This is a genomic window from Sphingobium sp., assembly GCF_003248505.1.
Taxonomy (GTDB): Bacteria; Pseudomonadota; Alphaproteobacteria; order Sphingomonadales; family Sphingomonadaceae; genus Sphingobium.
In genome coordinates this window covers 1-1,643 of record NZ_QFOA01000168.1, presented here as the reverse complement: position 1 = coordinate 1,643, position 1,643 = coordinate 1, and the positions used below count along the sequence as shown (strand labels likewise).

Annotated in this window: 3 protein-coding genes; 2 read left to right on the top strand and 1 reads right to left on the bottom strand. The window is 63.0% G+C overall.

Annotation, left to right across the window (positions count from 1 at the left end; all coding sequences use genetic code 11):
* A partial coding sequence (locus DI606_RS20140; RefSeq protein ID WP_293985795.1) for a hypothetical protein occupies positions 1-294 on the bottom strand: 294 nt, incomplete at its 3' end.
* Between the two features lie 362 nt (positions 295-656).
* Between DI606_RS20140 and DI606_RS20135 the strand changes: the two genes are divergently transcribed.
* Positions 657-1,046: a DUF305 domain-containing protein gene (locus tag DI606_RS20135; protein ID WP_082734359.1), complete on the top strand. Its 390-nt coding sequence runs from the start codon at positions 657-659 to the stop codon at positions 1,044-1,046.
* 60 nt (positions 1,047-1,106) lie between these two features.
* Positions 1,107-1,556, top strand: a complete 450-nt coding sequence (locus DI606_RS20130; RefSeq protein ID WP_293985791.1) for a DUF411 domain-containing protein — start codon at positions 1,107-1,109, stop codon at positions 1,554-1,556.
* The last annotated feature ends 87 nt before the right edge of the window (positions 1,557-1,643 follow it).

Sequence of the window (1,643 nt, the reverse complement as noted above, 5' to 3'; positions counted from 1 at the left end):
CGCGAAGTGATCATCGAAGATATGATCGATCGTCACATGGCCGATGAGCTGGCGGTGATAAGTCGGCGCCACGCCTTTGGACGGACCCGGATGGGTCACAACGCGATAGACCTCGAGCTTCTGGCCGACCTCGGCGCCATCGGCCTTGCCGATGCAGACGACCGTGCCGTTGCTGCCCGTGTCAACGATCGAGCCGCGCATGAAGAAGGTATGTCCGATACCCTGAGCGAATGAAGGGACCGCTGCGAGCATCGAGATGCCGGCGAGCGCAACCATGATGGAGTTCTTGATCATCTTGGACTCCTCTGAGAAGTGTTGAACACTGCCGCTCGATCTCTCGAGGGGAAGACTTTGTTTCTTCGCCTTCAGGAGTATGGTCCCTGGTCCAAGCTCGGTATACGTATTGTTCGCAGCGACTGTCGGTTTGAGTAGATCCCCCGGGACCGTCGTTGATTTGTCCGTACCTCGCCAAACGGATGGCACCTGCCGCCTCCTCGGTGGGCGTCGTCCAGCATTGGTTGCAACTGATCTGTCCGGGTGCGCCCACTTGGTTCCGGGCACCTTTTGCAGATGTGGTGGGTTACGCCGTTTCCCCCCAACCGTGAGGGCTCCGCCTTCACGGTGCGTATTACCTAGGGGCAACAAAGGAGACGGTGATGAAAAGATCAGGAATGGCGTTCGCTCCCCTCTTACTGCTGGCCGCCGGCCCGGTCCTCGCCCAGGAGGCCATGCACGGCATGGATCATGGCAAGATGGGCCACTCCGACACGGGCATGATGAAACCGACACCCGCCAATCCATACCCGCGTGCCGAAATGGAGATGCATCGTAAGATGATGTCGGCCGTTGGCACCGATGCGACCGAGACCTGGGCCCGCAAGATGATCGAGCATCACCGCGGCGCGATCGCCATGTCACAGATCGTGCTCCGCCAGGCACCCGATGCGAAGACCCGGCAAATGGCTCAAAAATCGATTGCCGAGCAGAACAAGAGCATCGGTGAACTCCAGGCGATGCTCCGGTCTATGGGCAAGCGTCCTCAGTAATAAGCCTCGTTCGTCCCGCCCCCGCCGAGGGAGCGGGAGGTTCGACCAAGGAGTTTTTCGATGAAGATAGCTTTGCGATCCGCGCTGACTGCCGCAGCCTTGTTGGTTCCGGTTGCCGTCAGCGCGGCCACCCCGATCGTCATGCACCGCGACCCCGGCTGCGGCTGTTGTGCCAAGTGGGCGGCGCAGGTGCAGCGGCAGCTCGGGCGCCAGGTGCGCGTCGTCGATGATTCCAATCGCCCGGCGCTGCAGAAGCGCGCGGGGGTCCCTGCGGACGTCTCGTCCTGCCACACAGCAATCGCCGATGGCATGGCTTTCGAGGGCCACGTTCCGATTGCCGACGTGAAGCGAGCTCTGGCGACCCGGCCCGAGGGCGTACGGGGCCTCGCGGTCGGCGGTATGCCGCTCGGCTCGCCGGGAATGGAAGTGCCGGGCGTCAAGACGCAGGCCTATGACGTGGTCGCCTTCGGTCCCGGCGGGCGCCGCCTGTTCGCGCGCCACGGCAGCTGATCGGCGGTTTTTTCAGGCTAGCGGCGCAGGACCCGGCCGCCGCAGCCGGCGTAGCTCCACGGTCCAGTTCGTCTGAAAGAGCAGGCG